The following is a 25,443-nucleotide window of genomic DNA, read 5'->3' as shown; positions in this document are numbered from 1 at the left end:
GCGCGCCTTGCGGACCGCGTCGGGTCAGGAGGCGAAGGCCTCTTCCAGCCGGGGGACCAGGTCCCGGAGGTCCTGTGCCCAGCAGCCGCCGTTGTGGCGGCCGTTGCAGTGGGTGCCCCAGGTGGAGCCGTCGCCGTAGTCGACGTAGTGGTAGGGCATGCCGAGGGCGTCCATGGCGTCCTTGACGTGCCGGGCGGCGCCTTCGAGCCAGAACTCCCCGTCGGTGACGTCGCCGTTTCCGTTGCCCACGTAGACGGAGACCCCGACTCCGGCGAGCCTGTCCATGTGCCGTGACGGGTCGGCGTCGTTCCACCGCCAGTCCGCGCCGAACACCGGGTAGGGCGAGCCGAACAGGGCGTCGCTGTCCACGGCGGGCTTGTAGGGGGAGTTCGCGGGGTCGCAGGAGCCGGACGACAGGCCGCAGATCACGCCCGGCGCGTCGGTGAGGGAGGCGACCACGGCCAGCCGCAGGTCCATGGAGTCGGTGGAGAGGTCGATGCCGCCCGACAGGGAGGCGGTCTGGCTGAACAGCTCGGGGTGGTCCTGGGCGTAGTGGAAGGCCCCGAACCCGCCCATGGAGACACCGGCGACGGCTCGGGCCTTGCGGGTGGCGACGGTCCGCAGGTTCGCGTCGATGAACGGGATCACCTGCTGGAGGTGGAAGTTCTCCCAGTTCTGGGCTCCGGCCGGGGTGTTCTGGTCGAGCCAGTTGGCGTACCAGCCGCGGGCGCCGCCGTCCGGGACGACGGTGATCATCGCACGGGAGGCGGACAGCGCCGGATAGGTCTGGTTGACGGGATCGTCGGGCGAACCGTGCAGGAAGTACAGCACCGGGTAGCGCCTGGCCGAGTCGTAGTAGCCGCTCGGCAGGATGATCTTGATGTGGTGCTTCCCCGCGACCTCGGGTGTGGTCACGGTGAGGTAGAAGTCGGTGGGGCCGCCCACGGCGGGTTCGATCTGGGTCAGGCCGAACCCGTCCGCCATCGGCGGCGGTCCTCCGGTACTGCCGCCGGCCCTCGTCGCACCCGCCGTCGTGGCCATGGCCAGGGTGGCGGCCACCAGGGCCACCACCAGCCGCCACCGATTCACTGTCCTCGTCACGCCGTTCCCCTTCATGAGCTGGTCGACCGAAGTCACCGGACGACCGTGGCAGCGGTCGATGACATCCCGATGACGCCCGCCGCCCGGCGCCCCGGCATCCATCGGTCACCTGACGCATCGTCATACATCCGTCGGAACAAGGGGGATCCGGATGGATCCCACCGGGGAAGGGGGCCGGGAAGCGTGCCACACGACCGCCTCGGCGGGGCTAAGGTCGGTGCACCGACGAAACGTGTCCTGCAAAGGGAGCGAACATGGTGGGCGTGGAGCTGGCGGTCGGCATCCTCTTCGCGTGGGCGGCGCGCAAGGCGAAGCGGGTGGCGGGCCGGGCGGACGCGGAGGTCGACCAGGCGCTGGACGCCGGAATGGACCGCCTGCACGAGGTGGTTGCGGCCCGCCTGGGCGCCGATCCAGCCCTGGAGCTGATGGTCGAGGAAGCCGAATCCGGCCTGGCGGAGCCGACCGGCCGCACCCGGCAGCGGCTGCAGCTGGCCCTGGAGGAGGCGACCGAGAGCGACCCCGGATTCGCCGGGATGCTGCAGACGGCCGTGGCGGAGGTCCGGGAGGCCGAGGCCGCCGCCGCTCCGGCGCGCGGTGGGAACACGATGACCGGGAACACGTTCCACGGGCCGACCGCGATAACGGTCGGTGACCACAGTCATCAGGAGAACCACTTCGGGGCCTCATGAGCGGTGCGGAGCAATATGGCGGGCCGAACCCCGTCTTCTACGGCCCAACCGCGATCACCGGGGGCCCCAACAGCGTCCAGAACAACTACTTCACCCTTCGATTTCCCGACCCGGTGGAGACGGCGGCGCAGCAGCTGGGGAACGTGGTGCTCGCGCAGTGGCGGCAGGAGGCAGCGCTGCGCGGCCTCCGCGGGCCGGCGCCGATTCCCGTCCGATGGTGTGCCAGGCCCGGTGGGGAGTTCGGCGACCACCCGGACCTGACGCCCGACGCCGTCGAGGGAAACGTCGCGGACCTGCCCTCCTTCGCCGACGCGTTCCGGCGCCTGCCACAGCGCAGACTGGTCGTGCTGGGTGGTCCCGGCAGCGGCAAGACGACGCTGGCTGTGCTGCTGGTGGTCGAACTGCTGCGGAGGATGCGCGAGGGAGATCCGGTCCCGGTCCTGCTGTCGATCGCCTCCTGGCGGCCTCGGGAGGATCACCTGACCGAGTGGCTGGACCGGCAACTGCTGCGCGAGTACCCCTACCTGAGCCTTGAGGTGGTCCGGGTCCTGCGCCGCGACCGGCGTATCCTGCCCGTGCTCGACGGCCTGGACGAGCTGCCCGCCCCCGAGCGGCCGGTGGCTCTGGACAAGCTCAACGCCCTCGAGGACGGAACCCCCCTGATCCTGACCTGCCGGACCGAGGACTACGCCGAGGTGATCGACTCCACCGAGGTGCTCCGGTCGGCCGCCGTGGTCGAGGCCGAACCGTTGACCGTCGAGGAGGCCTCGCGGTACCTGCTCAGGAGCGCCACACCCCAGCAGCAGGAGCGCTGGCGCCCGCTCACGCGGGCACTGACGGAGGATCCGTCCTGTCCCGCGGCCGCGGTCCTGACGGTTCCGTTGATGCTGTGGCTGTGCCGCACCGCCTACCAGCGTCCGACCCCGGGTCGGCACCCCGGGGACCTCGCCGACCAGAGCTGCTTCCCCACCCCCGAGGCGATCGAGAGCCATCTGCTGGACTCCCTGGTCCCCTCGGTCTATCCCGTCGGCCCGCTGCCGCCGCCCCAACCCGGCCGGAAGGCGTCGGGCCGGTGGCGCCGGGAGGAGCGGAACCGGGATCCGGAACGGGTGTCCCGCTGGCTCGGTTACCTCGCCCGGCACCTCGAACAGCGCGGTCGGCCCGATCTCGCCTGGTGGGAACTGGGCACCACCATGCAACTGGTACCGCGCATGCTCCTCACCGGGCTCGTGACCGGGGTCTGGGTCTTCCTCTTCGCCGGCACCGTGGATGGAATCGGCAGCCTCCTCGACGACACGGGGCCCCCGCGCGGCCTCACGTCCAGGCTCGCGGAAGCGTTGGACCTCGCGGTGCTGGACGGACTGATCAACGGTCTCCCGGCCTTCTTGGCCTTCGCCCTCGTGTACGGGATCGGCTTCGTGCTCCGGGGTGCGGCCCTGGAGCCGTCGCGAATCCGGATACGCCTCGCCGGAAGGGCCGCAGGTGCGGGTGCCAGATCCGGTTCGGAGATCCTCGCGCGCGCCGGCACCGGGCTCGCGGCCGGGCTCGCGGGCGGGGCGGGAATCGGTTTCCTGGAGGCAGCCGGCAGCGCCCTGCACTCCGGGCACGTCGGCTGGTACCGAGTGGGACTGGTGGGCGCGGTGGTCTACGGGGCCGTTTTCGCCGTCTCGGGAGGGCTCGCCGCGGCGCTGATGGCGTGGTTCGAAGCCCCCGTCACCATCGCGTCCGCTCCTGACCCCCGAGACCTGCTGGGCATGAACCGCAGGACCGTTTTCCTGCAGTGGCTCATGTTCGCACCGGTGCTCGGAGGCCTGGTTGCGATCGGGATCATGCCCCTCTCGGCCGTCCTCGATCACAACCTCTGGGGCGTCGGGGTGAACTGGAACGTCGACTTCGCGCTCAGGTTCGGAGTTCTCACGGCTTTCGGAGCCGGGTTCGGAACCATGCTCAGCCTGACTGCGTGGGGCCAGTGGACGATCCTCGCGCGGATCTGGCTGCCGCTGACCGGGCGACTGCCCCGGGCAACGATGACGTTCCTCGAAGACGCCCACGGGAGGGGAGTCCTGCGCAAGGTCGGCGCGGTCTACCAGTTCCGCCACGCCCGGCTCCAACAGCACTTCGCCCGGACGACCGGCCGACGCCGTTCCGACGCCACCGGTGGGCTGTCCCGGGCGCGGGGCTGAGCGCGCCTCGGCGGTCCGTGCGGCGGCGCCCCCGCGGAGGCCGTGCCGGCGGCCGTCGTGCCGGTGAGCGCGGCCGCGAGGGCGGCTGGACCACGGGCCCGCACCGGCTGCGCCCCGACGCCCGGTGCGCCGTCCGGCCGTTGGCGCCCCGACCCACCGGTCCCGACGCCTGACGCCCCGTCCCGCCGTCCCCGCCGAGGGCGCGGCCGCTCCGAGTATTCGGTGTGGCCGTTCGTGTCCACCCTCTATGATCCCGCCCGGGGGGAAGGTCGCTGAGCTGCTACGACACCGCTGTGTCCGCTCTCCCCTCGGCGGCGCACGCCCGCGCCGCCGACTCGACGACCGGGAGACGAAGACTCGGTGATACTCACTCAACGCCTGGGCCGCGGCCTGCTGGCCGGGGCCTCGGCGCTCGCGCTGGCGCTGCTGCCCGCGGGCCTCGCAGCCACCCCGGCGGCTGCCGCACCCGCCGCAGGACCGGCCGGCGCCTCGGCCGGTGACGGCTCCGGCCCGACGCCGGTGGACCTCGACACCACGCGCGCCTTCTCGGACACCTTCCAGCTGGACCCGTCCCAGGACACCGACCCGATGTACGGGCTGAACGTCGGGCTCGACGCCCGTCAGTCGCCGCCGGCCGGTCAGCACGGGATCTCGTACACCCGGGTCTCCGGCCGCTGGGACACCCCGGTCGCGCCCGACCAGTGGTTCGTCCAGACCAGCCACCCGAAGTACCCCAACAAGCTGCTCTTCGCCAAGGGCACCTCCGCGGTCATGCTCGGCGCGCCGGCCGTCGCGGACGGCACCGGCCACTACACCGTCTCGACGGTGATCGACCCCGTCGTCGGTGACACCGGCGGCAACGACTGGGCCTCGGTCGTGCTGACCCGCAGTCACCGCAGCTGGGGCTACGTGACCGGCGGCGACGTCGACCTCGGCCTGACCGTCACCTCGGGCGGCAAGCTCGCCCTCTTCCACGGCGGCGGCGAAACCCCGTTCTGGACCGGCACGGTGGCGCCCACGGCGCAGTACGCCGTCTCGCTGACCGTCTCCACCGGCGCCGACCGCGCCCTCACCCTGACCGTGAACGGCACCCCGTTCACCGTCTCCGCGCCGGCCGGGGTGACCCGCTGGCCGGGCAGCGAGTTCCTCTACCTCGGCGCCTACCTCTCCAACCCGGACAGCGTCACCACCTTCGGTGACGGCGCCGGCCACGGCCTGAACGTCAGCAAGGTCGACACCAGCGCCACCCGCAGCGCCAAGCCGCTCGTCGACACCTTCGACGGGGCGCCCAACGCCACCGCCGACTTCGGCCTCAACCAGGACCTCAGCGCCCGCCAGCCGAGCCTGGTCTCCGCCGACTACACCGCCGTCTCGGGCGTCAAGGGCCTGGCCCTCAACCCGCCGGCGGGCTCGGTGCAGGTCAACAGCCCGGCCCACCCGAACGTGCTCTCGTTCCCCAAGGGCACCTCGGCCGTGCGCCTGAACAAGCCGGCCACCTCGGACGTCCAGACCGGCGCCTACACGGTGCACGCCGTCCTGACCCCGGTGGTCGGCAGCACCACCGGCCAGGACTGGGCCTCCCTCGCCGTCAGCAACGCCTCCGGCGGCACGGGCGCCGTGGACGCCGAGGACGTCGCCCTCGGCCTGCGCGTCCAGGCCGACGGCGGGCTGACGCTCTTCCAGGGCGGCACGCCGACCGCGCTGACCGGCGTCCCGGCGGCGGCCTCCTACGAGGTGTCGGTCGCGCTGGCGACCGGCGACAAGCAGCAGGCGGCCGTGAAGGTCAACGGCACGACGGTCTTCTCCGGCCGCACCGCCGCCCAGCTGCCCCGCGACGGCTACGTCTCGCTCGGCGCCCACCACTCGGCGGCCGGCCAGGTCACCACGGTGGACGACCTGCGGGTCTCCATGCTGGGCGGGCTCGGCTACTACGGGTTCTTCGACATCCGGGACCCGAACTGGCCGAACAACAGCGCCAACCACGCGCCGGAGGTGGCGCAGTGGACCAACTTCAACAACTACCTGCGCGACCAGGACACCCGCCTGGAGTTCCTGGACCAGTGCCTGCCGGCCGCCTGCGTGATCGACCTCAACCAGGAGACGGTGGTCCCGCGCACGCCGGGTGACTGGCAGGTCAACCCGAACCCGAACGCCGCGCAGAACCTCCTCGACCTGGTGCAGCGCATCGGGTCGAACATCGACAAGATCGGCGCCGTCGACATGACGGACGAGGCCTACTCGCACGGCCTGAGCCCCGCACAGGTCCAGACGCAGGCCGAGCAGATCCGGGCCGCGTTCCCGGACAAGACGCTGATCATGAGCCTCGACCACTGGAACGCCGAGCAGACGGCGCCGATCCCGTCCACCGTCGACATCGTCGGCTTCGACTACTACTGCGTGGGCCGCGGCGAGATCCAGTGGCGCCTGGCGAACCTGAAGACCTTCCTCTCCTCGCCGGACCAGCACCTGATGCTCTTCCCGGAGTCCACCAACGAGCAGGGTGTCGCCGACGGCTGCTACTCCGGCAAGACCGACGCCGACGTCGCGGCGTACAACGCCGAGTACCGGGCGATCGCCGCGCAGGACCCGCGCGTCGTCTACCTGCAGAACTTCCGCTGGCTCGGCCCGGACCAGCCGAACAAGGTGCCGCTGACCGTCGCGGCGCAGCAGCGGATCGGCCGGGCCGTGGTCAACGCCACGCCCACGCCGGCGCCCGCCTCGGTGGGCGTGTACCGGCCGTCGGACGGCAGCTTCGGCGAGGCCGCCCACAACGGCTGGTACACCGGCCGGACCGTGTTCGGCGGCGGCGGCAACGCCGTCCCGCTGACGGGCCACTGGAACGGGCCGGGCACCGACACCATCGGCGTCTACCACCCCGACACCGCGACCTTCCAGCTGTCGAACGACAACGCCACCGTCGCCGCCACCTTCTTCTTCGGGGCCCCCGGTGACATCCCGCTGGTCGGCGACTGGAGCGGCCAGGGTCGCACCACGGTCGGCGTCTACCGTCCCGGCGACCAGACCTTCTACCTGTCCGACGACAACTCCACCGTCAAGTACCGGATCAAGCTGGGCAATCCGGGCTGGAAGCCGCTGGTCGGCGACTGGGACGGCAACGGCACCACCACCGTCGCCGTCTACGACCCGCAGACCCAGATCTTCTACCTGAACGACTCCAACCAGACGGAGAACGTCCGGCCGGGCATCAAGTTCGGCAACCCCGGCGACATCCCGATCAAGGGCGACTGGGACGGCACCGGCAAGGAGACCATCGGCGTCTACCGGCCCGGTGACCAGAACTTCTACGCGGCCGCCGAGAACTCCAACCTGGTGATCTACGGCAAGAAGTTCGGCAACCCGGGCGACGTCCCGCTCGTGGGTAACTGGGGCTGACGCCCCTCAGCCCGCCCGTACGACAGGGCGCCCCGCCGACCGCTCCGCGAAGCGGCCGGCAGGGCGCCCTCGCCGTCGCCGGGCCGCCTCGGCTGCCCGGCCTCTTGCGGCGGGGCAGCCGAGGCGTGCGGACCGCTCGCGCAATGCCCGGGGGAGAAGTCGGATAGCGTGGCGCCGTGGGCACGCCGAGCAGGCGAGCGCCTCGGCGAGCTCGCCGCCGGCGCCGGACGGCGGCAGTTCACCAGGGCACGCCGCGTACCGCTCCGGCCCGATCGCCCGTAGGAGGCCGCGGGGCTCCCGGATCCCGTGACCGGGCCTCCCGGTGGTTCCGCCCGGTCACTTGACCAGGCGGGTCCAGTCGGCCGGTTGGGCGGGGTCGAGCTGGCGGAGCTGGTCGAGCACCTTCGGGTCCTGGGCGTCGAGCCAGTCGGCGACCTGGCGGAAGGAGACGCAGCGGACGCCCTCGCGCTTGCACACGCTCTTCATCACGTCCTCGATGGCCTGCATGTAGATGCCGCCGTTCCAGGACTCGAAGTGGTTGCCGATGAAGAGCGGGGCGCGGCTGCCGTTGTAGACGCGCTCGAAGCCGGCGAGGTAGCTCTCGCGGGTCTCCTTCTCCCAGGTGTCGTACTTCTTGGGGTCGCCGTTGGTGGTGTTCCCGGACTGGTTGGCCAGGAAGTTGAAGTCCATCGAGAGGCTCTGGGTCGACTTGCCGGAGTAGGGGAGCATCTGCAGCGGGAAGTTCCAGATGCCCTCCTTCTTGACGGGCCAGACCTGGAACTCGCCCGGGGAGCTGGCGTCGTAGCGGAAGCCCGCCGCCTTCTCGGCCGGCAGCAGGTTCTTCTGGCCCTCCAGGCAGGGGGCGCGGCCGCCGACCAGTTCCTTGGTGTAGTCGAAGGGGAGCGGCGGGAGGTCCTTGAAGCCGGTGTTGGTCTTCCAGTTGGTGACGAAGGAGACGGCCTGGTCGAGCTCGCTCTTCCACTCCTCGGTGCTCCACTCGCCGCCGCCCTTGGCGTTGCAGAAGTGCCCGTTGAAGTGGGTGCCGATCTCGTTGCCGTCCAGCCAGGCGAGGCGCAGCTGTTCGAGGGTGTCCTTGATGTGGGGGTCGGTGGCGTAGTCGATGGAGGCGTCGCCGGGCTTGTGCTGCGGGGGTTTGTAGAGGGTGCTCTTGGACTTGGGGAGGGTGTAGAGGCCGGAGAGGAAGAAGGTCATCTGGGCGTTGTTCTCCGTACCGAGCTTGCGGAAGCGGGAGAACATGCGCTCGTCGCCCTCCAGCGCCCCGTCCCAGGAGAAGACGACGAACTGGGGCGGCTTCTCGCCGGGCTTGAGCTTCTCGGGGACGGGCTGCTTGGGCTGGGGGCCGGTGTAGGAGGTGGAGCCGTCGCCGAGCACCTTGACCTGGCCGTCCCAGGTGGGGGTGGGGGCCGGTGGTGGTGGGGCGGGGGTGCCGGTGGTGGCGCTGGGCTCCGGGGTGGACGCGCCGGACGGGGTGGTGCCGCTGGCGGTCGTGGGTCTGCTCTGCGTGCCGGAGCATCCCGTCGCCAGGGCGGAGGCCCCGAGGACCCCCATCGCCAACAGGATGGCCGAGCCGCGAGCAGTCCGCACCGGACCCCCATTCCTCTGATCTTCGATCAGGTGGTGTTCAGAAGATGATCGATGGATGTGATCATCAGAACATTTTTGATCGACCCCTGTCGAGGCGGGGCCGGCGCGGCCGCGGCGGGGGAGGAGCTTCGGGGCAACTCCCTTGTGTCGTACGGCGGATGGCGTGAGGGGGAGGCTCCGGTGCCGGCCCTGGAGGCCGGCGCAGCAGGGCGGTGAGCGCCGAACGGGCCGGCACCGTCCATCGCTTGTCTACTGGTGCCTCGTACGTTCTGCCGCGGTAATGTCACCGACCTTTTGGAGACGGCATGCTGCGATTGCGAACGACCGTCCGGCCTGGCCGGGCACCAGGGGGACCACCGTCCGGCGGGCTGATCGGAGGGCTCCGGCGGATGCTGGTGGTCCTGCTGGTGGCCCTGCTGCTGCCCATCGGGTCGACCGGGCCGGCGCACGCCGACCAGGCGCCGGAACTGGCTCGTAGCTACGCCCAGTTCCTCGACTTCCTGCGGGAGAGGTTCACCCGCCCGTACCGCGGGGACTTCGACATCACGCTCGGCGACCCGAGGCCCATGATGGTCAACCTCTTCGATCTGGGACACCCGAACCAGGACCCCGTGCCGGGTGTGGAGACGGGACTGATCATCGCGCCGAACGACATCTACATCTGCGGCTTCTACACCATCCGGAACGGAGAGAAGACGCTCTACCGCCTGGACGATACGGGCATCGGCGAGGCGCGGGCCGCCCGCGACACCTGGTTCAGGCAGCAGCAGGTGCCGCGGCGAGGTGAGATGCGGGTCCGGTATGTCGAACTCGATCGCATCGACGTGACGTACGGCAGCCTCAGGAACGAGGCCAACAACCGGGACAACCCCTTCACCTTCGAGAACAGCTGGGTGAACATCGATGCCGGCGCGCTGCGGCGCGCCATCGGAATGCTGGAGGACGTCGGCATCCCCGGCGGCCCGAGTACGGCGGACGAAGTGCAGGACACACGGTGGTTCCGCACCGCCTTGATGGTCCTCGTCGAAGCGCTGTCCGAGGGCAGCCGGTTCCGGAACATCAGGGGCGACATCCAGCGGGCGCTGGGCGACGGGAACCCGGCACGCATCCATGAGTTCGAGGGCCAGATCTTGAGCTGGGGCGCGCGGAGCACGGCGCTGTGGAACGCCAACCAGGACCCGACCAACTCCTGGCACACCGCCGTCGGGGCCGCCGTCGGGCTGGCCGTCCTCCAGGCCCAGGGGTTCGGTGGTCCGCTCTGCCGGATACCGCGGTCGAACGACAGCTCGCTCTCCTGCAGCCGACCGCTGGTGGACGCGAGCTTCAGCACCGGCCGTGACGTCTACCTCACCCAGGGGCCGTTCGTCGCCCGCATCGCGGACTTCCCGAACAGCCCCAGCCTGGCCGGAGGGAAGGAGGACACCATCACCCACCTGTGGCCGGTCCTGGCGGGCACGCCTTTCGCGAACGGCTTCGACGCGGCCTTCACGCTGCCGGAGGACCCGGACGAGGTGATGCTGTTCCAGGGGGACCAGTACATGCGGATGAGGGTGGACCCCGGCACGGGGACGGCCACGATGACCAAGCCGCCCACCACGATCGCGGACGGCTGGCACAGCCTGGCCGGCACCGCCTTCGCCCAGGGCGTCGACGCGGCCCTGTCGGTGGCGGACAACCAGGTCTTCCTCTTCCACGGTGACACGTACGTGTCGCTGGAAGTCAACATCGGCCATTCCACCGACCGCGTGCTCAACGGGCCCGGCCCCATCGGCACCGCCTTCACCTCCTTGACCCGGGCCGGCTGGACCGACGGGGTCAACGCGGCCGTCCGCTGGCCGGGCTCGCAGTTCTCCAACAAGGCCTACGCCTCCTTCTTCCGCGGCAACCAGTGGGTCGGCGGATACGTCGCGGCCGGCGAGGCGGACAGCGACGTCGTCATCGGCCCCACGGCCCTGCGCTGGGGCGCACTGGAGGGCACGATCTTATCCGCCGGCGACACCACCGGCATGCCGAAGATCCCGCGGGTCGACGGCAACGGCCGCCCCACGAACGCCCCGCCGCCCCCGCCCTCGGCGGCCGGCGTCGCGCTGGTCAACGAGAGCACCGGCCGGGTGGCCGACGTCGACCAGGCGAACCCCGCCGACGGCACCAAGGTCAAGGCCCTCGGCGGGAACGGCAACCCGGCGCAGCAGTGGAACCTGGACCGCCAGGACGACGGCCGGTTCGCGATCCGCTCGGCGCTCGACCCCGACCAGGTGCTGGACGCCAACGGCAACCGGTCGCAGACCGTGGACGGCACCAGCTACTACACCGCGCTCCGGCGGGACGGCGGTGCCGCGAACCAGCGCTGGCAGCTGGACGCCCTGGACGGCCGGACGTACCAGCTCGTCTCCTCGGACGGCGGCTGCCTGACCGACCAGGGCGAGGACAAGGCCCTGGCCTTCTGGCAGTGCGCCGGGGCCGCCGAGCAGCGGTGGCACCTGGAGGGCGGCACCGTCGGCGGTGATCCCGGGGGTCCGGACTCCGCGGGAGCCCCCTTCGACGACTCGCCGGACGACCGGGGGGCGAAGCCCGCCTCCTCGGGCGACTGCCGGCCCGAGGGGATGACCGCCACCCAGGGGGTGAGCGCCCGCTACTGCGACGTCTACGACGGCAGCGGCCGCGAGTGGGTCGGCAACAACCGCACCCGCCGGGTGGTCGGCTACTTCACCGGGTGGCGCACCGGGGCGAAGGGCGATCCGCGCTACCTCGCGTCGAACATCCCGTGGTCGACGGTGACGCACGTCAACTACGCCTTCGCCACGGTGGACGGGAACCGGATCAGCGTCGGCGACGTGAACGACCCGAACAACCCGGCCACCGGAATGACCTGGCCCGGGGACAGGAACGTGATGGACCCGAACCTGCCGTACAAGGGGCACTTCAACCTGCTCAACGTCTACAAGAGGAAGCACCCGGCGGTGAAGACGCTCATCGCGGTCGGCGGCTGGGCGGGCACCCGCGGCTTCTACGAGATGACCACCAACGCCGACGGCAGCGTCAACCAGGCCGGCATCGACACCTTCGCCGACTCGGTGACGGCGTTCCTGGGCACGTACGACTTCAACGGGGTCGACATCGACTACGAGTACCCGACCGCTCTCCCGTCCACGGGCAACCCGGACGACTGGGCCGTCTCCGACTCCCGCCGCGGCGGGCTCCAGAAGAGCTACGTCGCCCTGATGAAGACCCTGCGGGAGAAGCTGGACCAGGCCGGCACGGCGCGCGGCCGCTACTACCTGATGACCTCCGCCGGCTCCGCGTCCGGCTACCTCACCCGCGGTCTCGACGCCGGGCAGGCGCTCCAGTACCAGGACTTCGTGAACGTCATGAGCTACGACCTGCACGGCTCCTGGAACAAGTACGCCGGTCCGCAGGCCCCGCTCTACGACGACGGCCGCGACAACGAGCTCGCCGCCGCGGGCATCTACGACACCACCGCCAACCCGGAGTTCCAGAAGACCGGTTACTTCAACGCCGACTGGGCGTACCACTACTACCGGGGCATGCTGCCCTCCGGGCGCATCAACCTCGGCATCCCGTACTACTCGCGGGGCTGGCGCGACGTCCGGGGCGGCGTCGGCGACGGGCTGTGGGGGGAGTCGGCCATGCCCGACCAGACCCAGTGCCCGCGGGGCACGGGCGGCCGCGCCGCTCCTCCCGGCGCCCAGCCCTGCGGCCTCGGCGCGACCGGTATCGACAACATCTGGCACGACAACGACTCGCAGACGGGCGAGGAGACGGCCTCCGGGTTCAACCCGCTGTGGCACACCAGGAACCTCGCCGAGGGACGCGCGCCGGGCTATCTGAAGTCCTACGGCGTCGACCCGAACTCGGACCGGGGCAGGCTGACGGGCAGCTACGCGGAGAAGTACGCCGACGTGTCGCAGTCCCCGTGGCTGTGGAACGACACCACCAAGGTGTTCCTCAGCACGGAGAACGAGAGGTCCGTCGACGCGAAGGCCAGGTACATCGTCGACAAGGGCATCGGCGGCGCCATGATCTGGGAGCTCGCCGGCGACTACACCAAGCGCGCCGACGGCGAATGGGGCATGGGCTACGACCTGACGACCCGGCTGGACAGCGCCCTGCGGGGAGCGGGTGCCTACTCCTCGCAGAAGGCCGGCGGCAAGGACATGCCCCGACAGGTCATCGACGTGACGGCCCAGCTGGTCGACTTCCCCACGGCGGTGAAGGACATGTGGCCGCTCCAGCCGAAGCTGCGCATCACCAACAACAGCTCCGTGGCCCTCGCCCAGGGGACGGAGATCTCCTTCGACATCCCGACCTCCACCCCGCCCCTGGTGAAGGACGGGTCCTGGAAGGAGATGAGCGGCATCAGCCCCGGGCACACCGGGCCGAACGCGGGCGGGCTGAAGGGCGACTTCCACCGGGTCACCATCACCCTCGGCTACTGCGAGGACGTCCCGGCCGGCAAGTCCAAGGACGTCGACGTCAAGTACTACCTGCCCGTCACCGGCCCGGCGAACGTCACCTTCGGGATCGGGGGTGCGACCTTCGGCAGCACCGGCGACCAGCGCCGTGACGTGACCCGGGTCGACCCTCCGGCCGCCGCCTCCGGGGCGCGGTGCCAGGCGGCGCCCTGGCAGCCGCACGCGTACAACCCGAACCCCTCGTTCGCGTTCTGGCAGACCGGCGACAAGTGGATCATCGAGGACCGCAACAGCGGGAACGTCCTCGACCACCCCGGTGGCTGGACCACCGCGCACCTGGTGGACAAGCAGACCGGGAACGCCAACCAGCTGTGGACCGTGAGCGAGGACGGCGGCGCCGGCTGGTACCGGATCAAGTCGGGCACCGGTGGACACGACCAGTGCCTGGGCGCCGACGCCGCGCGGGCGTCGCTGAGCGTGCGCGACTGCGACAACGGCGTCGGACAGTGGTGGCGCCTGGCGCCGCTGAGCACGGACAAGGCCACCGAGGGCAAGCCGATGCCGGGCCAGACCGTCAGCGGCGGCCCGAAGCACGGTGGCGCGTACGCGCTCGGCGGATACACGGCCGGGGACGACTGGTGGACGGCGATCTCCTACCTCGCCGCCCCGAAGGACAGCGGCACGTCGCCCGGCACCGCCGTCACCGCCGGGGACACCGGCGGCGCCTGGGCCTCGACGGTGTCCTGGAACGGCTACTACTGGCGGGCCGCCTGGTGGAACAAGGGCACCGACGAACCGGGCAGGAGTGACGCCTGGCTGAGGCTCGGTCCCACTCCCTAGACGTGCGCGAACCGGACGCGTCCGCCGAGGTGAATGATCTTCCCGGCCGGCACGGTTCCAGTACCCTCCGGGGGTGACCGGAACAGGACGATACCGATGGCGCACGACTGTGCGGCGGCGCCTGCCCTGGTGGCTCGTCGACCGGGGCTTCCTCGGCAAGGGCGCCCGGGACTGCGGGGCGCACGAGTGGTACAACCAGGACGGCCGGGTCGCCCGGTGCTACCACTGCGAGGTCGGCGAGCGGCCCTGGTCCGAAGTCTCCTGAACCGGCCCGGCCTCCGGTCGCAACCCATGGTCGAACGAACCCCCGAGCCGCACGGCTCGGGGGTTCGTGGCGTCTGGGGGCATTGACACGGGGCCTCCGCGGTTGAATGCTAAGCAAGCGCTTAGTCAATGATCCGCTTCCCCGAGGAGTCGCCCGATGGCCGAGACCCCCGTCGACCCGCCCGGCCTGGATCCGGCCCGCCTCCGGACCCACCTGGACCGCGAGCTGCCCGGGCTCGTCCAGGGACCGCTGCGGGCCGACCTCATCGAAGGGGGCCGCTCGAACCTCACGTACGTGCTGAGCGACGGCGCCTCCCGCTGGGTCCTGCGGCGCCCGCCGCTCGGGCACGTCCTCGCCACCGCCCACGACATGGGCCGCGAGTACCGCGTGATGACGGCGCTGCGCGACACCGGGGTGCCCGTTCCCCGCACGCTCCTGCTGGACCAGGGCGAGGAGACCCTCGGCGCGCCCTGGTACCTCATGGAGTACGTCCCCGGCACCGCCCACCGGGACGCCGCCCCGCTCGCCGTCCTCGGCGAGCAGCGGGTGCACGCGCTCGGGCGCAGGCTGGTCGACACCCTCGCCACCCTGCACGCGATCGACCCCGCCGCCGTCGGCCTCGCCGACTTCGGCCGCCCCGAGGGCTACCTGGAACGCCAGCTGCGCCGCTGGTCCCAGCAGCTGGAAGCCTCCCGCAGCCGCGACCTGCCCGACCTCGACCGCCTGCACGCCCGGCTCGCCGAACGCCTGCCGGCCTCGCCCGCGCCCGCGCTCGTCCACGGCGACTACCGCCTGGACAACGTGCTGGTGGACGACACCGACACCATCACGGCCGTCCTGGACTGGGAGATGTCCACCCTCGGCGACCCGCTCACCGACATCGGCCTGCTGGTGATGTACACCGAACTCGCGGGCGTCGGCGGCGGCATCATCCCCTCCGCCATGACCGCCCCCGGCTTCCCCCAGCCCGACGAGATCGTCTCCTCCTACGCCGACGCCACCGGCCGCCGGGCGGAGGACCTCGACTGGTACGTCGCCTTCGCCTCCTTCAAGCTGGCCGCCGTCGCCGAGGGCATCCACTTCCGCTTCCGGCAGGGCCGCACCCTGGGCGCCGGGTTCGAGCGCGCCGGCGAGATGGCCCCGATCCTCGCCCGGCACGGCCTGGGCACCCTCAAGGAGAGCTGAGCACCGATGGACTTCGCCTACGACGCCCGGACGAACGAACTCCGCGAGCAGCTGCTCGCCTTCATGGACGAGCACGTCCACCCCGCCGAGCCCGTCCTCGCCGCCCAGCTCGCCGACCCGGCCCGCGACCGGTGGGCCGTCCCCCCGGTCGTCGCCGACCTCCAGGCCGAGGCTCGCAAGCAGAACCTGTGGAACCTCTTCTTCGTGGACAAGCACGGCCTGCCGGGCGGGCCGGGCGCCGGCCTCACCAACGTCCAGTACGCCCCGCTCGCCGAAATCACCGGCCGCAGCATCCAGTTGGCCCCGCCCGCGCTCAACTGCGCGGCGCCCGACACCGGCAACATGGAGCTGCTCGCCCAGTTCGGCAGCGCCGAGCAGCGCGAGCGCTGGCTGCGCCCGCTCCTGGACGGCGCGATCCGCTCGGCCTTCGCGATGACCGAGCCCGAGGTGGCCTCCTCGGACGCCACCAACATCGCCACCCGGATCGAGCGGGACGGCGACGAGTACGTCGTCAACGGCCGCAAGTGGTACATCACCGGGGCGATGAACCCCGACTGCAGGATCCTCATCGTGATGGGCAAGACCGACCCCGCCGCCGAACCGCACCGGCAGCAGAGCATGGTGCTCGTCCCGCGCGACACCCCCGGGGTGACCGTGAAGCGCGGCATGACGGTCTTCGGGTACGACGACGCCGACCACGGCGGCCACGCCGAGGTGCTGTTCGAGGACGTCCGCGTCCCGGTGGAGAACCTGATCGGCGAGGAGGGGACGGGCTTCGCCATCGCCCAGGCGCGGCTCGGCCCCGGCCGGATCCACCACTGCATGCGCGCCATCGGCATCGCGGAGCGGGCGCTGGAACTGATGTGCCGCCGGGCCGACGAGCGGGTGGCCTTCGGGAAGCCGCTGGCCGAGCAGGGGGTGGTGCAGGACTGGATCGCCGAGTCCCGGGTGCGGATCGAGCAGCTGCGGCTGCTGGTGCTCAAGACCGCCTGGCTGATGGACACCGTCGGCAACCGGGGTGCGCACACCGAGATCCAGGCGATCAAGATCGCCACCCCGCGCACCGTCGAGTGGATCCTCGACAAGGCCGTCCAGGCCCACGGCGCCGCCGGTGTCAGCCAGGACACCCCGCTCGCCCAGCTCTGGGCCGGCAACCGCACCCTGCGGCTGGCCGACGGTCCGGACGAGGTGCACAAGCGCTCGCTGGCCCGCCGGGAGCTCAGGAAGTACCGCTAGGCCGCGCGGGAGAGCCGCCTGGTCATGCCGGTGCCGCGGCGCCAGAGGCGCGCCGCGGCACCGGCCCCACGTGGAGGAGCTCGCTCCTACAGGTAGGCGAGGATGTCGATCTGTCCGTCCGGCCGGGTGGCGATGGTCGCCTCGCCCGGGCCCTGGGGTGGGTTGGCGTTGAGGTAGTCGGCAGCGGCGTCCGCGTCCGGCTTGATGACGTGGTGCCAGGTCTTCGTGCTCGCGTCCTCGCTCAGCAGGGACTTCTTGTGCTCGGAGTCGGACGCACCGGCCTTGGTCATGGGTCGCTCCTTCGTGCGGCGGCTGAGAGTGCCACCCGGACCGGGCGGCAGCTGGAAGCTTGCACCGGCGGCGGGAGGGAACGCCGCATTCCGGCGGTGGTTCGACGTCGAAGCGCGGAGCGTTCCGTCGGACGGCGCACATCCGGGTGAGGTCGGTCGTCGGTCCGGGGCCCACGGTCCGGGGGTACCCGTAGGGGTGTCATACCCGGGTATTCAGGGACCGGTTGGCCCCCTGGTATGACGGCCGTGGCCCGCTCCCGATCGTAGTGTCCTGCGTGTTCGATCAATTCGGATCGAGCGGAACACGGAGGGACACACCATGGGCATTCCGGGACGGGCCGTGGCGGCGGTGGTGCTGGCGGCGGTCACGGTGGCGGCAACGGCGGCGGGCACGATCGGAGCCGCCGGAGCGGCGCTCGCGGCCGCGCCGGGCGACGGCGAACCCGGGCGGCAGGCCCGGGCCTGGCTGCCGGAGCCCAGCGGGCCGTACCCCATCGGGACCACCGCGCTGCACCTCACCGACGCCGGACGGGAGGATCCCTGGCACCCCGGGCAGCGGCGCGAGCTGATGATCAGCCTCTGGTACCCGACCTCCCACCCGGCCGCCGGCGAGGACCGGGCCCCGTACATGGAACCCGCCGCCGGGAAGCACTTCGACGGCCCGGACGGCGTCGGCCTGCTCAACTACGGCACCGAGCCCGGCCGCACCGACTGGTCGGCCATCCGCACCCACGCCCGCAAGGACGCCCCGGCGCTGTCCGGCGGCCCGCGCCCGGTCGTGCTGTACTCTCCCGGCCTCGGCGACCCGCGCACCTGGGGGACGGCCCTGGTCGAGGACCTCGCCTCGCGCGGCTACGTGGTGGTCACCGTCGACCACACCTACGAGGCCTCCGAAGTGGCCTTCCCCGGCGGCGACCTGGCCACCTCGGTGTTCCCCGGCATGCTCGGGCAGCCCGGCCTGGACATCGGCGCGGTGCTGCGCAAGGCGATGGACACCAGGGTCGCCGACACCCGTTTCGTGCTGGACCAGCTCGCCGCGCTGGGCGGGCGCCCGGGGCTGCCCGCAGGGGTGGCCCGGGCCCTCGACCTGGGCCGGATCGGCATGGTCGGCCAGTCGGCGGGCGGATTCACCGCGCTCCAGACCATGCACGACGACCCGCGGATCGCGGCCGGCGTCAACATGGACGGGCAGATGCACTTCCCCGGCCCCGACGGCCACACCGGCGTCCTGCTGCCCAGCGTCGCCGAGGACGGCCTGCACCGGCCGTTCCTGCTGATGGGCACCGGCAGCGACGAGTCCGGCAGCTACCGCGACCAGCCCGGCTGGAACGCCCTGTGGCAGCACAGCACCGGCTGGCACGCCGACGTCACCCTCACCGGCTCCCGCCACGGCTCGTACACCGACGCCCAGCCCCTGCTGCCGCAGCTCGCCCGCCAGGGCGTGCTCGGCGCCGAGCAGCTGCGCAAGGACGTCGGCGACATCCGCCCCGGCCGCGCCGAACTCGCCACCCGCTCCTACGTGGCGTCCTTCTTCGACCGCTGGCTGCGCGGCCAGGACGACCACCTGCTGGACGGGCCCTCGGCGCGCTTCCCGGAGATGGCGTACGAGCGGTAGCCAGGGCAGGGCAGGGCAGGGCAGGGCTGGGCAGGGCAGGCCGGCGGCGGGCGGAGCACCGGCGCCGCCGCCGTCCGGACGAGCCGAGGACGGAGCGTCCCACCCGGCGGTGAATTGCCGTCAGGGGAACTCGCCGCAGGGCCGGTCGCGGATTCCGAACGGTATTCCCCGTCGTATTCAGTGAATGGCTACACGCGTTGATTCCATTTCATCAACGCCGCTTGACCTGCTTGGAGAGGCTTCTTAATCGTTCCTTACCCTACGCCGTTGACCGGTGTTCATCAGCTCTGCTTTCCTTCTTGCCACGCAGGCGGCAAAGGGCCGACGGGCAGTCAATTCCGGGTGTGCGAATGAATTCGACCGGAATCGGCCCCGACGGAATCCGCCGCCGGCCCTTCCCCACAAAGGGATCGTTCCCGGCCCCCCGAGGCCGAGGGCGATCGGCAGAAGAGAGGCACCCTCACCCATGGGTCACTCCCCCAGGACCGGACGCGCGAGGTACGCGGCGCTCACCGGAGTAGCGTCGCTCGCGCTCGCCGTCGCCGGCTTGGCCGGCACGGCCGGTCCGGCCTCCGCGCAGGACATCTCCAGCTCGCAGGGCGGCGTCACCAACGAGTTCAACCCCTGGAGCCCGCAGAACGGCCACCCCTACCGGCACGGCGCGGTTCCCGGCATGTCCCAGCACGAGAACTACAAGAAGTGGCTCGCCGCACAGAACCAGGCGGCGGCGACCGGACAGCAGACGCTGTCGTACGGCGGCGGCGTCGACGGCATCGGCGTGCAGAGCGGGCACTCCAAGGTCTACCTGGTGTTCTACGGCAACCAGTGGGGCACCCAGACCACGGACGCCAACGGCAACGCGAAGTTCTCCAACGACTCGGCCGGTGCCGCCGGTGCCACCCAGCAGATGTTCAAGGGCATCGGCACCAACGGCGAGACCTGGTCGGCCGACCTGACCCAGTGGTGCGACGGCCCCAACGTCGCCGCCGGTGCCGTCAGCTGCCCGTCCAACGCCGACTTCATCCCCTACCAGAGCGGCGGCGTCCTGTCCGGCGTCTGGTACGACAACGCGGCCGCCTCGCCGAGCCAGTCCAGCGGCAACCAGCTCGCCCAGGAGGCCGTCAAGGCCGCCGGCCACTTCGGCAACACCACCGCCGCCGCCAACCGCGACGCGTACTACATCGTCCTGTCGCCGCACGGCACCAACCCGGACGACTACCAGAACCCCACCACCGGGTACTGCGCCTGGCACGACTGGAACGGTGACACCACCCTCACCGGCGGCGCGGCGAGCTCGCCCTACGGCGACATCGCCTTCTCCAACCAGCCGTACAACATCGACGCGGGCTCCAACTGCGGCGTCGGCTTCGTCAACTCGCCCGGCACGCTGGACGGCTGGACGATGACCCTCGGCCACGAGTGGCACGAGATGATGTCCGACCAGAACCCGGCCGGAGGCTGGACCAACCACGTCTCCGGCAGCAGCTACAACGGCCAGGAGAACTCCGACGAGTGCGCCTGGATCCGGCCCGGCAGCACCGGCGGCGCCGCCAACGTCTCCTTCGGGTCCTTCGGCAGCTACGCCGAGCAGGCCAGCTGGTCCAACGACACCAACTCCTGCGCGATCTCGCACGCCATCCTGACCCACGGCAACACGGTCACCGTCACCAACCCGGGCAACCAGAGCGGCACCGTCGGCACCGCGGCCGGCCTGCAGATCAACGCCACCGACTCGGCCACCGGCCAGACGCTGAGCTACTCGGCCACCGGCCTGCCGGCCGGCCTGTCGATCAACTCCTCGACCGGCCTGATCTCCGGCACCCCGACCGCCGCCGGCACCTCCAGCGTCACGGTCACCGCCACCGACACCACCGGCGCCGCCGGCAACACCACCTTCGCCTGGACCGAGTCCACCGGCGGGGGCGGCGGCAACGCCGTCACCAACGGCGGACTGGAGACCGGCAACCTGACCGGCTGGACCACCGCCGGCAGCACCTCCGCCACCGCCTCCGCCGCCCACAGCGGCGGCTACGGCGCCATGGTCGGCTCCACCGGCCCGACCGGGGACTCCTCGATCGCCCAGACCTTCACCGCACCGACCGGCTCCAGCAAGCTGTCCTTCTGGTACAGCAACACCTGTGACGACACCGTCACCTACGACTGGGCCACCGCCACCCTGAAGGACAACACCACCGGAACGACCACCACGGTCCTGGCCAAGACCTGCACCACCACCGGCACCTGGACCAACAGGACGGCGACCGTCACCCCGGGCCACTCCTACACCCTCACCCTGAGCAACCACGACGACAACTACGCGGGTGACCCGACCTACACCTACTACGACGACGTGACGGTCTCCTGACCGACGCCGCGCCGAACGCACCGGGGTGGGCCCAGCGCCCGCCCCGGTGCCGTTTCCGGTGCGAGCGCCGTCCGGCGGGATCCGAACCGGCCGACGGTGCGTCGAACCGGTACCCCTGGAACAACGGCAAGAGGAACCACCGTGCACCCGAGAAGACCCGCCGCCCTGGCACTCGCCGCCGCCCTGCTCACCCTGGCCGGCTGCGCCTCCACCGGAACGGGCCCGTCGGCGCCCGCCGCCACGTCGGCCGCCCCGGGCCCGGCGACGGTCACGGTGGACGAGCACGCCGACCACACCACGCTGAAGGCCGCCGTCGGCGCGACCGTCACGCTCGTCCTCCACAGCACCTACTGGTCCGCCGCGACCAGTTCCGCCCCCGACGTCCTCACCCCGGACGGCGCCCCGACCACCACCCCGTCCCCGTCCTGCCGCCCCGGCGGCGGCTGCGGCGCCGTCACCGCCTCCTTCACCGCCCGCGCCCCCGGCACCGCCCGCCTCACCGCGACCCGCACCAGCTGCGGCGAGGCCCTCAACTGCCCGCCCGAGCAGCGCGGTTACGAAGTCACCGTCGAGGTCACCGGGTGAGGCCCGGGCCCTCGCGGGACTCCTGGCGGAACTCCCGGTGGAGCTCCGAGCCCGGGCCGGCCCCGTTCCACCGCTCGGTCGACGGAGCGTTTCGACGCGCCGAAGGCCGCTCCCCGTCACGCGAAATTCACGGCCGGGGTCTACCCGCATAGACAGCGGTAGGCCATCCTGGTGCGATGCCGGTCCCCGAAGCCCGCTCCCCGTTCCCGCGGAGCCGCGGGCGGCGGTGCCGGACGGATGATCGGTCGGCCCTCGCGCCGGAGCACTGCGTACCACCCCTTCGTGTCGGAGGCACACCAACCCTCACCGGGAGATGCAGATGAAGCCACGCACCGCAGTCACCGTCGTCGCCCTGGCCCTGGCCGGCCTCGCCGTCTCGGCGCCCACGGCCGGCGCCAGCGGCACCAAGCTGTCGCAGGCGACGGCCGCCAGTCAGCTCGGCAACGCCGGCATCACGTGGAGCTCCAGCGGGGGCTGTACCACCAGGTCCAACTCCACCTGCACCTCGTTCGAGCAGATCAACTCGGGCACGGTGAACGCCGTCATCACCCTGAAGCAGGCCAGCGGCTGCGCCATCAACATCACGGGCGGGACCGAGGTGGGCCACGCCTCCGGCACCTACAGCCACTACAACGGCTACAAGGTCGACATCTCCCGCAGTTCCTGCATCGACAACTACATCCAGAACAGCTTCACCTACATCGGCTACCGGGGCGACGGCTACCCGCAGTGGAAGGCCGCATCGGGCAACCTGTACTGCAACGAGGGCAGCCACTGGGACATCCTCGTCTACTGACGCCGACCTCGGACGCCGGACGCCGGACACCGGCCCCGAGCGCTCGCGGACGCGCGTGAGGTGCCGCAGCGCTGACCAGGCGATCGCACACCGCGTCAGCGTGGCCGCCGCGGCGAGGCCCGCGTCCCCGAGCGGGACGAACGCCCAGCCCTCCGAGCGTCAACCGCGGCGAGGCCACAGCCCGTGGGCCGCGGCCTCGCCGTGCGTCGCGGTCCGGACCGCGCGCGGGGTCAGTCGCCGAGGACGACGATCCGGCCGGTGCTGCGCCCGGTGGCGACGCGCTGGACGGCGTCCGGCGCGGCGGCCAGCGGCACCCGGGCGCTCACCAGGGGGCGGACGGCGCCCTGTTCGGCGAGCTTGGTGAGCTCGTCGTGGGCGGTGCGGACGGCACGCGGGTCGTGGGTGTTGTAGAGGCCCCAGTGCAGGCCCAGGATCGAGTAGTTCTTCACCAGGGCGTGGTTGAGCGCCGGGGTGGGGATCTGCCCGGCGGCGAAGCCGACCACGACGATCCGGCCCTCGAAGGCGACGCACTTGGTGGAGCCGGTGTAGGCCTCGCCGCCGACCGGGTCGAAGACCACGTCCGCGCCGCGTCCGCCGGTGGCCTCCTTGACGGCGGCGACGAAGTCCCGCTCCCGGCGGTCCACCACCAGGTCGGCGCCGAGCGCCCGCGCGGCGAGCGCCTTCGCCGGCCCGCCGACCACGGCGATCACCCGCGCCCCGGCGGCCCGGCCGAGCTGGACCGCCGCGCTGCCGACGCCGCCGGCGGCCGCGTGCACCAGGAGGGTCTCCCCGGCCCGCAGCCGGGCCCGGCGGTGCAGCGCGAACCAGGCGGTCTGGTAGCCGATGTGCAGGGCGGCGGCCTCGGCGTCGTCCAGCACCTCGGGCGCCGGGAACGCGGCGGCGGCGTCCAGCAGCGCGTACTCGGCGAAGGCGCCGTGCGGCAGCACCGGGTTGCCGACCAGCCGCTCGCCCCGCCGGGCGCCGTCCGCCACCTCGCCGCACAGCTCCACGCCGGGCGTGAACGGCAGCGGCGGGCGGACCTGGTACTGCCCGCGCACCATCAGCGCGTCCGGGAAGTTGACGGCCGCCGCCCGTACCCGGACCAGCAGCTGCCCCGGGCCGGGCACCGGCCGCGCGACGTCCTCGGCCAGCCGCATCACCTCGGCCGGCTCCCCGAGCTCGGCCACCTGCCAGGCCCTCACAGCAGTTCGCTCCTCTCCAGCCCCTGCTGGAGCCGGTTCATGCCGGCGAGCCAGCGGTCCGGCTCGGTGGCCCGGGCGCGGCAGTAGTCGGCGACCTCGGGGTGCGGCAGGAGCAGGAAGCGCTCCGCGCGCATCCCGTCCAGCGCCGCCTCGGCGACCTCCGCCGGGTCGAGCGCGGTGGGGGCCAGCAGTGCCTCGCCGACCGCGCCGGTGGAGGCGAGCATGTCGGTGCGCACGCCCTGCGGGCAGAGCGCGTGCACCCGCAGGCCCCGGTGCCGGTAGGTCGCGGAGAGCCACTCGGCGAAGGCCAGCGCGCCGTGCTTGCTGACGGCGTACGGTGCGGAGCCCAGCATGGTGAGCAGCCCGGCGGCGGAGACGGTGGCCAGGAAGCGGCCCTCTCCGCGCTCCAGCCAGCGGGGGAGCAGCAGTTCGGCGGCCCGGACGTGGGCCATGACGTTGACCTCCCAGGCGCTCGCCCAGGCCGCGGGGGGCGCGTCCGCCCCGCCCACCGGGGCGACGCCCGCGTTGGCGCACCACACGTCGATCTCGCCGAGGCCGGCGCGGGCCCGCCCGACCAGGTCGGCCAGTCCCTCGGCGGAGGCGGCGTCGCCGGGCAGCGCGGTGCCCGCGCACTCCTTCGCGACGGCGTGGGCGGCCTCGGCGTCCAGGTCGTTGACCACCACCCGGGCGCCGGCCGCGGCGAAGGCCCGGGCCAGCGCGGCGCCGATGCCCCGGCCGCCCCCGGTCACCACCACGCCCCGCCCCTCGAACGCCCGGCCGTCGAAGGCTCCTTGGTCGAAGGCGCCCCCGTCGGAGGCCCCTTCGTCGGACGTCCGGCCGTCGGAGGCTCCGGCGGTCACATCCCACCGCCGAGCGTGACCCCGCCGTCCACGACCAGGGTCTGGCCGGTGATCCAGCCGGCGTCCGGGGAGAGCAGGAAGGCGACGGCGCCGGCGACGTCCTCGGGGACGCCGAGGCGGCCGAGCGGGTAGGCCCGGGCGACCTTCTCCTCGCGGCCCTCGTACAGCGCCTCGGCGAACTTGGTCTTGACCACGGCGGGGGCGACGGCGTTGACCCGGATGCCCTGGGGGCCCAGTTCGGAGGCGAGTTCGGTGGTGAGCCGGATCAGCGCGGCCTTGCTGACGCCGTACATGCCGATCCCGAGCGAGGAGCGGATGCCCGCGATCGAGGCGACGTTGACGACCGAGCCGCCGTGCTCGCCCATCCAGGCGGCGTGCGCCCGGCGGGTCCAGGCCAGCGGGGCGAGCACGTTGACGGCGAGGATCTTGGCGGCGGCGGCCTCGTCGGTCTCCAGGACCGGCCCGTACACCGGGTTGATGCCGGTGTTGTTGACCAGGTGGTCGAGCCGTCCGAAGGCCTCCAGGGTGCGGGCGACGGCCTCCTCCTGGTGCGCCGGGTCGTCGGCCTTGCCCGCGACGGCGATCGCGTTGTCCGGGCCGCCCAGGTCGCGGACGGCCTCGGCCAGCGGCTCCGGGTTGCGGGCGGTGAGGCAGACCTTGGCGCCCCGGTCGACCAGCTCGCGCGCGATGCCGAGGCCGATGCCCCGGCTCGATCCGGTGACGAGGGCCACCCGGCCCTTGAAGGAGTGCACCACGGAGCGTCCTGCCTTTCGTGCGAGGATCTCTGCCAGCTGCTGACT

Annotated in this window: 17 protein-coding genes; 11 read left to right on the top strand and 6 right to left on the bottom strand. The window is 72.0% G+C overall.

Annotated features, from left to right (window positions below; all coding sequences use genetic code 11):
• Nucleotides 1-24: 24 nt before the first annotated feature.
• Nucleotides 25-1,041: an alpha/beta hydrolase gene (locus tag ACFWP2_RS11910; RefSeq protein ID WP_380450380.1), complete on the bottom strand. Its 1,017-nt coding sequence runs from the start codon at nucleotides 1,039-1,041 to the stop codon at nucleotides 25-27.
• Between the two features lie 314 nt (nucleotides 1,042-1,355).
• Between ACFWP2_RS11910 and ACFWP2_RS11905 the strand changes: the two genes are divergently transcribed.
• The 3 genes from ACFWP2_RS11905 to ACFWP2_RS11895 all read left to right on the top strand — a co-directional run bounded on the left by ACFWP2_RS11905 (nucleotide 1,356) and on the right by ACFWP2_RS11895 (nucleotide 7,366).
• On the top strand, nucleotides 1,356-1,790 hold the full coding sequence (locus tag ACFWP2_RS11905) for a hypothetical protein (protein ID WP_380450232.1): 435 nt from the start codon (nucleotides 1,356-1,358) through the stop codon (nucleotides 1,788-1,790).
• Complete coding sequence (locus ACFWP2_RS11900) at nucleotides 1,787-3,973, top strand: NACHT domain-containing protein (protein WP_380450231.1); 2,187 nt, start codon at nucleotides 1,787-1,789, stop codon at nucleotides 3,971-3,973. The genes ACFWP2_RS11905 and ACFWP2_RS11900 overlap by 4 nt, the downstream gene beginning before the upstream one ends.
• 360 nt (nucleotides 3,974-4,333) lie before the next feature.
• Nucleotides 4,334-7,366 carry a hypothetical protein gene (locus tag ACFWP2_RS11895; RefSeq protein WP_380450230.1) on the top strand — a complete coding sequence of 1,011 codons (3,033 nt, stop codon included), beginning with the start codon at nucleotides 4,334-4,336 and terminating at the stop codon, nucleotides 7,364-7,366.
• A 336-nt stretch (nucleotides 7,367-7,702) separates the two neighbouring features.
• Here ACFWP2_RS11895 and ACFWP2_RS11890 read toward each other — a convergent pair whose 3' ends face one another.
• On the bottom strand, nucleotides 7,703-8,935 hold the full coding sequence (locus tag ACFWP2_RS11890) for a hypothetical protein (protein ID WP_380450229.1): 1,233 nt from the start codon (nucleotides 8,933-8,935) through the stop codon (nucleotides 7,703-7,705).
• A gap of 425 nt (nucleotides 8,936-9,360) precedes the next feature.
• Here ACFWP2_RS11890 and ACFWP2_RS11885 point away from each other — a divergent pair, with 425 nt between their 5' ends.
• From ACFWP2_RS11885 to ACFWP2_RS11870, 4 genes are all read left to right on the top strand, one after another.
• On the top strand, nucleotides 9,361-14,244 hold the full coding sequence (locus ACFWP2_RS11885) for a glycosyl hydrolase family 18 protein (protein WP_380450228.1): 4,884 nt from the start codon (nucleotides 9,361-9,363) through the stop codon (nucleotides 14,242-14,244).
• Between the two features lie 109 nt (nucleotides 14,245-14,353).
• Nucleotides 14,354-14,509 carry a hypothetical protein gene (locus ACFWP2_RS11880; protein ID WP_380450227.1) on the top strand — a complete coding sequence of 52 codons (156 nt, stop codon included), beginning with the start codon at nucleotides 14,354-14,356 and terminating at the stop codon, nucleotides 14,507-14,509.
• Between the two features lie 156 nt (nucleotides 14,510-14,665).
• Nucleotides 14,666-15,694 carry a phosphotransferase family protein gene (locus ACFWP2_RS11875; protein WP_380450226.1) on the top strand — a complete coding sequence of 343 codons (1,029 nt, stop codon included), beginning with the start codon at nucleotides 14,666-14,668 and terminating at the stop codon, nucleotides 15,692-15,694.
• Between the two features lie 6 nt (nucleotides 15,695-15,700).
• The gene (locus ACFWP2_RS11870; RefSeq protein ID WP_380450225.1) at nucleotides 15,701-16,930 is read left to right on the top strand and encodes an acyl-CoA dehydrogenase family protein; all 1,230 of its coding nucleotides are present in this window, start codon (nucleotides 15,701-15,703) and stop codon (nucleotides 16,928-16,930) included.
• An 86-nt stretch (nucleotides 16,931-17,016) separates the two neighbouring features.
• On the opposite strand, the gene ACFWP2_RS11865 is transcribed toward ACFWP2_RS11870, so the two are convergent.
• Complete coding sequence (locus ACFWP2_RS11865) at nucleotides 17,017-17,220, bottom strand: hypothetical protein (protein ID WP_380450224.1); 204 nt, start codon at nucleotides 17,218-17,220, stop codon at nucleotides 17,017-17,019.
• A 319-nt stretch (nucleotides 17,221-17,539) separates the two neighbouring features.
• Between ACFWP2_RS11865 and ACFWP2_RS11860 the strand changes: the two genes are divergently transcribed.
• The 4 genes from ACFWP2_RS11860 to ACFWP2_RS11845 all read left to right on the top strand — a co-directional run bounded on the left by ACFWP2_RS11860 (nucleotide 17,540) and on the right by ACFWP2_RS11845 (nucleotide 22,581).
• A complete protein-coding gene (locus ACFWP2_RS11860) occupies nucleotides 17,540-18,835 on the top strand; it encodes an alpha/beta hydrolase family protein (protein WP_380450223.1) in 1,296 nt (431 codons plus the stop codon).
• 466 nt (nucleotides 18,836-19,301) lie between these two features.
• The gene (locus ACFWP2_RS11855) at nucleotides 19,302-21,200 is read left to right on the top strand and encodes a putative Ig domain-containing protein (protein WP_380450222.1); all 1,899 of its coding nucleotides are present in this window, start codon (nucleotides 19,302-19,304) and stop codon (nucleotides 21,198-21,200) included.
• Between the two features lie 141 nt (nucleotides 21,201-21,341).
• Nucleotides 21,342-21,785: a hypothetical protein gene (locus tag ACFWP2_RS11850; RefSeq protein WP_380450221.1), complete on the top strand. Its 444-nt coding sequence runs from the start codon at nucleotides 21,342-21,344 to the stop codon at nucleotides 21,783-21,785.
• Between the two features lie 313 nt (nucleotides 21,786-22,098).
• On the top strand, nucleotides 22,099-22,581 hold the full coding sequence (locus ACFWP2_RS11845) for a hypothetical protein (RefSeq protein ID WP_380450220.1): 483 nt from the start codon (nucleotides 22,099-22,101) through the stop codon (nucleotides 22,579-22,581).
• Nucleotides 22,582-22,811: 230 nt separating this feature from the next.
• Here ACFWP2_RS11845 and ACFWP2_RS11840 read toward each other — a convergent pair whose 3' ends face one another.
• The 3 genes from ACFWP2_RS11840 to ACFWP2_RS11830 form a co-directional block, all read right to left on the bottom strand.
• Nucleotides 22,812-23,783, bottom strand: a complete 972-nt coding sequence (locus ACFWP2_RS11840; protein WP_380450219.1) for an NADPH:quinone oxidoreductase family protein — start codon at nucleotides 23,781-23,783, stop codon at nucleotides 22,812-22,814.
• Entirely contained in the window at nucleotides 23,780-24,538 is a 759-nt protein-coding gene (locus tag ACFWP2_RS11835) for an SDR family NAD(P)-dependent oxidoreductase (RefSeq protein ID WP_380450379.1), read from the bottom strand. Before ACFWP2_RS11835 ends, ACFWP2_RS11840 begins: the two co-directional genes overlap by 4 nt.
• Before the next feature lie 101 nt (nucleotides 24,539-24,639).
• The gene (locus ACFWP2_RS11830; RefSeq protein WP_380450218.1) at nucleotides 24,640-25,398 is read right to left on the bottom strand and encodes an SDR family oxidoreductase; all 759 of its coding nucleotides are present in this window, start codon (nucleotides 25,396-25,398) and stop codon (nucleotides 24,640-24,642) included.
• Nucleotides 25,399-25,443: the final 45 nt, after the last annotated feature.

Source organism: Kitasatospora sp. NPDC058444 (assembly GCF_042721415.1).
Taxonomy (GTDB): domain Bacteria; phylum Actinomycetota; class Actinomycetes; order Streptomycetales; family Streptomycetaceae; genus Kitasatospora.
The sequence above is the reverse complement of the archived record's forward strand: the minus strand, read 5'-3'. Positions and strand labels throughout refer to the sequence as shown.

Bases quoted from the DNA above. Each gene is read 5' to 3' on its own strand.
- ACFWP2_RS11910 (WP_380450380.1), bottom strand. From the start codon at position 1,041: ATGGCCACGACGGCGGGTGCGACGAGGGCCGGCGGCAGTACCGGAGGA.
- ACFWP2_RS11890 (WP_380450229.1), bottom strand. From the start codon at position 8,935: ATGGGGGTCCTCGGGGCCTCCGCCCTGGCGACGGGATGCTCCGGCACG.
- ACFWP2_RS11865 (WP_380450224.1), bottom strand. From the start codon at position 17,220: ATGACCAAGGCCGGTGCGTCCGACTCCGAGCACAAGAAGTCCCTGCTG.
- ACFWP2_RS11875 (WP_380450226.1), top strand. From the start codon at position 14,666: ATGGCCGAGACCCCCGTCGACCCGCCCGGCCTGGATCCGGCCCGCCTC.
- ACFWP2_RS11855 (WP_380450222.1), top strand. From the start codon at position 19,302: ATGGGTCACTCCCCCAGGACCGGACGCGCGAGGTACGCGGCGCTCACC.
- ACFWP2_RS11905 (WP_380450232.1), top strand. From the start codon at position 1,356: ATGGTGGGCGTGGAGCTGGCGGTCGGCATCCTCTTCGCGTGGGCGGCG.
- ACFWP2_RS11860 (WP_380450223.1), top strand. From the start codon at position 17,540: ATGGGCATTCCGGGACGGGCCGTGGCGGCGGTGGTGCTGGCGGCGGTC.
- ACFWP2_RS11845 (WP_380450220.1), top strand. From the start codon at position 22,099: ATGCAGATGAAGCCACGCACCGCAGTCACCGTCGTCGCCCTGGCCCTG.
- ACFWP2_RS11885 (WP_380450228.1), top strand. From the start codon at position 9,361: ATGCTGGTGGTCCTGCTGGTGGCCCTGCTGCTGCCCATCGGGTCGACC.
- ACFWP2_RS11870 (WP_380450225.1), top strand. From the start codon at position 15,701: ATGGACTTCGCCTACGACGCCCGGACGAACGAACTCCGCGAGCAGCTG.
- ACFWP2_RS11900 (WP_380450231.1), top strand. From the start codon at position 1,787: ATGAGCGGTGCGGAGCAATATGGCGGGCCGAACCCCGTCTTCTACGGC.